The following is a 6,130-nucleotide window of genomic DNA, read 5'->3' as shown; positions in this document are numbered from 1 at the left end:
CGCCGTGACAACGACCGTGGTGGTTTCCGTCGGGACGGCGACCGTGGTGGCCGCTCCTTCGAGCGCCGCGACGACCGTGGTGGCTTCCGCCGCGACGACCGTCCGTCGGGCCACCGCGGCAGCGACCGTCCGTTCAACCGTGACCGCCGCGACGACCGTCCGTCCAGCGGCCACCGTCCGTACGGCCGTCGCGACGACCACCGGGGCGCCGGTTCGGGCTCCGGTTCATTCGGCCGCCGCGACGACAAGCCGCGCTGGAAGCGGAACGGCTGAGTACAGCCGCATAGCGGCTGAGTAGCGCCTCACCGAAACGGGCTCCACCTCACAGGTGGGGCCCGTTTCGCATGATCAAGAGCATGCGCGGCCCCCGCCGAGGGAATCGCTGGGTGCATGACAAGCGAAGCGACAGGCGAACCGTCAGGCGAAGCGGCGGACGAAGCGGCGGACAAAGCGGCAGGCACCACGGCGGACGCCACCACGGCGGACGCCACCACGACGGACGCCACCACGACCCGGAAACCACCCCCGGACGCCTCGGATATCTCAGGCATCTCAGGTGTCTCAGGTGTCTCCAGCGCCACCAGCGTCTCCGGCGCCACCAGCGTCTCGGGCGTCTCCGGCGCCACCGACCTCACCGACGAGGAACGCCTCGCCCAACTCGGCTACACGCAGGTCCTGGCCCGCCGCATGTCCGCGTTCTCGAACTACGCGGTGTCGTTCACGATCATCTCGGTGCTCTCCGGCTGCCTGACGCTGTACCTGTTCGGCATGAACACGGGCGGCCCGGCGGTCATCACGTGGGGCTGGGTGGCCGTGGGTCTGATGACCCTGTTCGTGGGCCTGTCCATGGCCGAGATCTGCTCGGCGTACCCGACGTCGGCGGGCCTCTACTTCTGGGCGCACCGCCTCGCGCCCGAGCGGAGCGCGGCGGCGTGGGCGTGGTTCACGGGCTGGTTCAACGTGCTCGGCCAGGTCGCTGTCACCGCCGGGATCGACTTCGGGGCGGCGTCGTTCCTGGGCGCGTACCTGAACCTGCAGTTCGACTTCGAGGTCACCGCGGGCCGCACGGTCCTCCTCTTCGCGGCGATCCTGCTCCTGCACGGCCTCCTCAACACCTTCGGCGTACGGATCGTCGCCTTCCTCAACAGCGTGAGCGTGTGGTGGCACGTGCTGGGGGTGGCGGTGATCGTGGCCGCGCTCGCCCTCGTGCCCGACCACCACCAGTCGGCGTCCTTCGTCTTCGGCGAGTTCGTCAACAACACGGGCTGGGGCAGCGGCCTGTACGTGGTCCTGCTCGGCCTGCTGATGGCGCAGTACACCTTCACGGGCTACGACGCGTCGGCCCACATGACCGAGGAGACGCACGACGCGGCGACGGCGGGCCCGAAGGGCATCGTCCGCTCGATCTGGACGTCGTGGATCGCGGGCTTCGTGCTGCTCCTCGGCTTCACCTTCGCGATCCAGTCGTACCAGGGTGCCCTGACCTCCCCGACGGGCGCGCCCCCGGCCCAGATCCTCCTGGACGCACTGGGCGCGACCGCGGGCAAGCTCCTGCTCCTGGTGGTCATCGGCGCGCAGCTCTTCTGCGGCATGGCGTCCGTCACGGCCAACAGCCGCATGATCTACGCCTTCTCGCGCGACGGCGCCCTGCCGTTCTCCCGCGTCTGGCACACGGTCAGCCCGCGCACCCGTACGCCGGTGGCGGCGGTCTGGCTCGCGGCGTGCGGCGCGCTGGTTCTCGGCCTCCCGTATCTGATCAACGAGACCGCGTACGCCGCCGTGACCTCGATCGCCGTCATCGGCCTCTACATCGCCTACGTCATCCCGACGCTGCTGCGCCTGCGCAAGGGCACGGCGTTCGAACGCGGCCCGTGGCACCTGGGCCGATGGTCGACGGTGGTGGGCGTGGTGGCGGTGGCCTGGGTGGTCGTCATCACCGTCCTCTTCATGCTCCCGCAGGTCTCCCCCGTCACCTGGGAAACCTTCAACTACGCGCCCATCGCCGTCCTGGCCGTCCTCGGCTTCTCCGGCACCTGGTGGGCGGTCTCGGCCCACCGCTGGTTCCTCCGCTGACCCGCCGCCCCGGCGCAGGACACCCCGGACCCCGATACCCGATCGGAGTCCGGGACACGGCGGGCTATGCTCGTGGGGTGCGCCGTCGCGAGTCGGTGCGCGGACCCTTAGCTCAATTGGCAGAGCAGTGGACTTTTAATCCATTGGTTGTGGGTTCGAGTCCCACAGGGTCTACGGAGAAAGCCCAGGTCGACGAGGAGTCGAGCTGGGCTTTCGGCGTGGTGACGGTCGGCACGGACAGGTCGGCGCACCGCCGCATCGTGCCGATCTCCGGGGCGCCGCTGGGTCAGTGCCGCAGCAGCCAGGCGATCCGGTCGAGGGACGCGGAGTGGTAGGCGACGAGGATCGCGGCGAGCACCAACGCCTGGGCGTGGGCGCCGGCCGCGTAGAGCACGGCGGCGCCGCCGAAGAACACGGCGAGTTCGATCAGAAGCCGTATGCCGCCCGCCGTGGCGACGACGGTCTCGCCGTTGCGCGAGGCGTCGCCCGGGGTGGCGAAGGTCCCCCAGACGACGGCGACGAGGGCCGGTGCGGCGATCACCGTGAGGTACCGCGCCCAGCCGGGGGTCACGTGCCAGGCCCAGTAGCCGAAGCAGACGAGTGCCGTCAGCTCCAGCACGAACCTGAGGGCGAGCATGGCCGGGTTGTAGCCGATTCCGGTGGTCATCCGTCTTTTCTGCTCTCTTCGTGTGGTGCGCCGTCAGGCACGGGCGGGACCGGACGTGTTCGGTCGGTCACCAGGCGGTGGGCAGAGTGATGAGGCCGTTCACCAACCTGCCCTCGGGCCTGGGGCGTTCATTCTCGTCGACGGCGGTCCGCGGGTTCGGGAAACGACGCGGAAGGGAGCGAGCCGATGGAGATCCGCGGTGTCGCGCGGTCGAGACCGGCCGGGCCGGCTCGTGCGGCGGGCACGTCACCGGCCGGGCCGGAAGGCGTAGGGCGTCAGCGGTGCGGAGCCCTCCACCTCGTCGAGGTAGTAGCCGGAAGGGGTCATCGCCCACACGTCGTCCGTGTCGTCGCGGACGGGCTTCAGCGTCGTACGGGCCGTCCGCGCGCGTGCTCGCTCGATGACGGCGTCGAATTCGTCATGCGTCATCGTGATCACCTCGCCTGATCCCATGGTGCGGCGGGCGCCGACCGCGGTCACGGGGCGCGTGTCCCCGTCCCCTGGGGTCGTTGAGCCGTCGGGTGTGGACCGTTCGGCCTAAGGCCCCGTCCAGCGGCCGATCTCGCGGGTGAGTTCAAGGCCCAGGTAGTGGTCCAGGAGGGCGAAGGTCTCGAACTTCGCCCCGTTCGGCAGGTCGTCCGAGGTCTCGGCGCGGCGCAGCAGGGCGACGACGGCGGGCGTGTCCAGGTCGTCGGCGAGCGCCGTGGCCGCGGCGCTCCGGAACGCGTCGGGCACCGGTTTCGACGGGGCGCGGGCCCAGTCCGCGACGGCGCGCCGCCATTCCCGCAGCGCCCGCTCCGCCTCGGTCAGGGCGAGCGGGGGCAGGGTGAGCGGTGAGCGGTAGGGGAGGGAGAGGAGCGCGAGGCGCAGGGGGAGCGGGTCGGCGTCGAGGGGCGGCTCCGGCGCGTTGGGACGGCGTACGGTGCCCGTCTCCAGCCACAGGCCCTGGTCGCCGTCGCGTGTGCCGTCGGCGAGGACACGCACGTCGGGCGGGCCGCCCAGGAGGGCGGTGGCTTCGCCGGGGCCGGTGAACGCGGACGGAGGCCGTACGCCGAGCGCGTCCGTCAGGGAGCGCAGCCGCCGGTGGTGCTCCGGCGCCGGGTCGGCGGTCTCGCAGACCCAGTCCACCTGGCCGCCGCCGGATTCCACCGTTCGCATCAGTACGTCGGTGAGGACGAGGACACGCGCGGCCGTCGCCCCCGCGCCGTCCTCCCCCTCGGGCAGTTGCGCGCAGACGCGCAGCGGGCGGCGGTGCGCCGGGGAGAGGGGAACGGCCCGGCCCGTGCGGCCGTCGGTCATCGTCAGCATCGTCCGGGACCCTTCGGTCGGTGGGTGGCCCCGAGGCGCCCGCAGCGCCCGGCAGAGCCCCGCAGCGCCCGGCAAGAGCCCCGCAGCGCCCGGCAGAGCCCCACAGCGCCCGCAGCGCCCCGATCAGTGTCCTCCCGCGCCGCCGGGGCTACAACCGGGCTCCAGCGGTTCACGGTTCCTGGTCCACGGTCTACCCGCCCTGGTCCTCCTTGCGCGGCGCGTCGAGCCGGCCGTCCAGCCAGGGCAGTGCCTTCGGGTACATGCCCTGCCACGTGTTCCAGTTGTGGCCGCCCCTGGGCACCACGTCGGTCGCCACCTCCACGCCCGTTCCGGCGGCGTCCTCGCGGAACCGGTCGATGTACGAGGGCGGGCTGTCCGGGTCCTGCTTCGACGTGGCGAGGAAGAGGGCGGGGGACGGCTTGAGCGGGGTCGTGCGCGCGGCGCGGAGCAGGCCCATCGGGCTCGTCCGTGCGCGCAGCCGGGCGTCCTCCACGACGTCCGGGTCGCCGGTCAGCGGGTCCGGGTCGAGCGCGGCGCCCGCGGCGAACTTGTCCGGGAACTGCAAGGGGAGCCGCGCCGCGCAGTACCCGCCGGTGGAGAGCCCCATCAGGCCCCACCCCCGGGGTGAGGGCAGCGTACGGAAGTTCCGGGAGATCAGGTCGGTGACGTCGGAGGCGATCCAGGTCGCGGTCCTGCGGTGCGGCAGGTCGGTGCAGTCCGTGTCCACGCCGCCGGGGTCGACGATCGGCATGACCAGGATCGCCTCGTGCGCGAGCCCCTGGCCGACGAGGTCACGGAACCGGCCCGGCATGCCGCCCCGGTCCAGCCAGGTCTGCGGTGAGCCGGGCACGCCGTGCAGCAGCATCACCACCGGGTAGTGGGTGGTGCGCCGCGCCGCCTCGTCGTATCCGGGCGGCGTCGACACGAGGACCTCGCCCGCAAGTCTGGAGCGCTCGCCGCGGAAGTACGTGGTGCGCACACCGCCGTTGGCGGGGGAGAACTTCGCGCGCGTGGCGGGCGGTCCGGTCATGTTGCCGGTGCCGCCGTTCTCCGTTCCGAGCAGGTCGTCCCAGGACGCGTACAGGCCGTAGTCGTTGTTGATGACGGTGGCGACCGTGGCGATCGCGGTCAGTTGGCACAGCACGATCAGGCCGGTGCGCAGCGGCCACCGCACCCACCCGGGGCCGCGGACCTTGCCCCAGAGGAACAGGGTGGTGAGCACCATGAGGAACGTGACGATGTTGAGCGTCACGAAGAACGAGGTGCTGGTCAACTCCACGGCAAGACGATGGCACGCGGGTGGCGGCGGGCCGCGGAGGCGTAGCCGTGCGTCAACGCCGGTCGGCCGAAAAAGCCCGGTCGCTCGCTCGTGGTGCGAGACGTCCGTGTGTCCGAGGCCAGACGTCCGAGGGCCCGGACTACTGGAGGCGGTCCGTCAGCTCCTCGGCGAACACCTGGGACAGCGGCTGCGGGCCCACGTACTGCTGGCAGTTGCACCGGGCGGCCTCGTAGCGCAGAGGCTTCTTGTTCTCGTCCCAGGCCACGGGCGTCTCGACCTGCTCGTGGCAGTGTCCCTGCTTGTCGTGCTTGGCGAGATGGTGGGTGCAGCCGCAGACCGGCTCCGGCGGCTGGTTCTGCGCCTCCAGCGCCAGCCGCTCCTGTTTCGTCGCCTCCAGGCGTTCCATCTTGCGCTGGTGCCGGGTGCGCAGGGCGGTACGGGCGTTGTCCACCACCCACGCGAATCCGCCCGTCCAGAACAGGATGAGCACCACCCATATCCAGTTCATGCGTTTCCTTTCCCCCGTCGCTCGGCCGCGTCGCCGCGGCACCCCCTCAGGATAGGCGTGTGGCGCGGGTGCCCGGGAGCGTCCGCCCGCCGGTGGTGGTGACACTTCTGTCCGGCCGCGCCGACGCGCATCGCGCCCACGAACATCGCGTCGGCGTCGGTCACGGCGTCGGCCAGGCTGCCGCAGCACACCGCAAGGAGCAGGCCGCCGGCGACGAGCGGCAGCACGCGCCGGCCTGCGCCTGCGCGTACCAGGTGGCCGGGTGGAGGCGGGCGCGGCTGCGCTTGGCAGATCG

The 6,130-nt window shown here is 71.8% G+C and carries 7 protein-coding genes, 1 tRNA gene and 1 pseudogene; 4 read left to right on the top strand and 5 right to left on the bottom strand.

Going from position 1 to position 6,130, the window contains the following annotated elements:
• The 3 genes and pseudogenes from OFY01_RS14440 to OFY01_RS14430 form a co-directional block, all read left to right on the top strand.
• A pseudogene (locus tag OFY01_RS14440) lies at nucleotides 1-273 on the top strand (DEAD/DEAH box helicase); the annotation flags it as partial.
• Between the two features lie 117 nt (nucleotides 274-390).
• Complete coding sequence (locus OFY01_RS14435; protein ID WP_266599918.1) at nucleotides 391-2,073, top strand: amino acid permease; 1,683 nt, start codon at nucleotides 391-393, stop codon at nucleotides 2,071-2,073.
• A gap of 101 nt (nucleotides 2,074-2,174) precedes the next feature.
• Nucleotides 2,175-2,247 (top strand) — tRNA-Lys (locus OFY01_RS14430).
• A 112-nt stretch (nucleotides 2,248-2,359) separates the two neighbouring features.
• Here the strand turns inward: OFY01_RS14430 and OFY01_RS14425 are convergent.
• The 5 genes from OFY01_RS14425 to OFY01_RS14405 all read right to left on the bottom strand — a co-directional run bounded on the left by OFY01_RS14425 (nucleotide 2,360) and on the right by OFY01_RS14405 (nucleotide 5,835).
• Nucleotides 2,360-2,740 (bottom strand): YrdB family protein, encoded by a 381-nt coding sequence (locus OFY01_RS14425; protein ID WP_266599916.1) that lies wholly within the window; start codon nucleotides 2,738-2,740, stop codon nucleotides 2,360-2,362.
• Between the two features lie 246 nt (nucleotides 2,741-2,986).
• Nucleotides 2,987-3,169 (bottom strand): hypothetical protein, encoded by a 183-nt coding sequence (locus OFY01_RS14420; protein WP_266599914.1) that lies wholly within the window; start codon nucleotides 3,167-3,169, stop codon nucleotides 2,987-2,989.
• 108 nt (nucleotides 3,170-3,277) lie between these two features.
• The gene (locus OFY01_RS14415) at nucleotides 3,278-4,048 is read right to left on the bottom strand and encodes a hypothetical protein (protein ID WP_266599912.1); all 771 of its coding nucleotides are present in this window, start codon (nucleotides 4,046-4,048) and stop codon (nucleotides 3,278-3,280) included.
• 190 nt (nucleotides 4,049-4,238) lie between these two features.
• Nucleotides 4,239-5,327, bottom strand: coding sequence for an alpha/beta hydrolase (locus OFY01_RS14410; RefSeq protein ID WP_266599910.1), 1,089 nt, complete (start codon nucleotides 5,325-5,327; stop codon nucleotides 4,239-4,241).
• Between the two features lie 139 nt (nucleotides 5,328-5,466).
• Nucleotides 5,467-5,835 carry a hypothetical protein gene (locus tag OFY01_RS14405; RefSeq protein WP_266599908.1) on the bottom strand — a complete coding sequence of 123 codons (369 nt, stop codon included), beginning with the start codon at nucleotides 5,833-5,835 and terminating at the stop codon, nucleotides 5,467-5,469.
• A gap of 92 nt (nucleotides 5,836-5,927) precedes the next feature.
• Here OFY01_RS14405 and OFY01_RS14400 point away from each other — a divergent pair.
• Nucleotides 5,928-6,130 (top strand): hypothetical protein (locus tag OFY01_RS14400; RefSeq protein ID WP_266599906.1); only part of this gene is annotated, 203 nt, incomplete at its 3' end.

It is taken from the genome of Streptomyces beihaiensis (assembly GCF_026274175.1).
Lineage (GTDB): Bacteria > Actinomycetota > Actinomycetes > Streptomycetales > Streptomycetaceae > Streptomyces > Streptomyces beihaiensis.
Note: the sequence above shows the minus strand (reverse complement) of the source record. Positions and strands in the feature narration are given on the sequence as shown.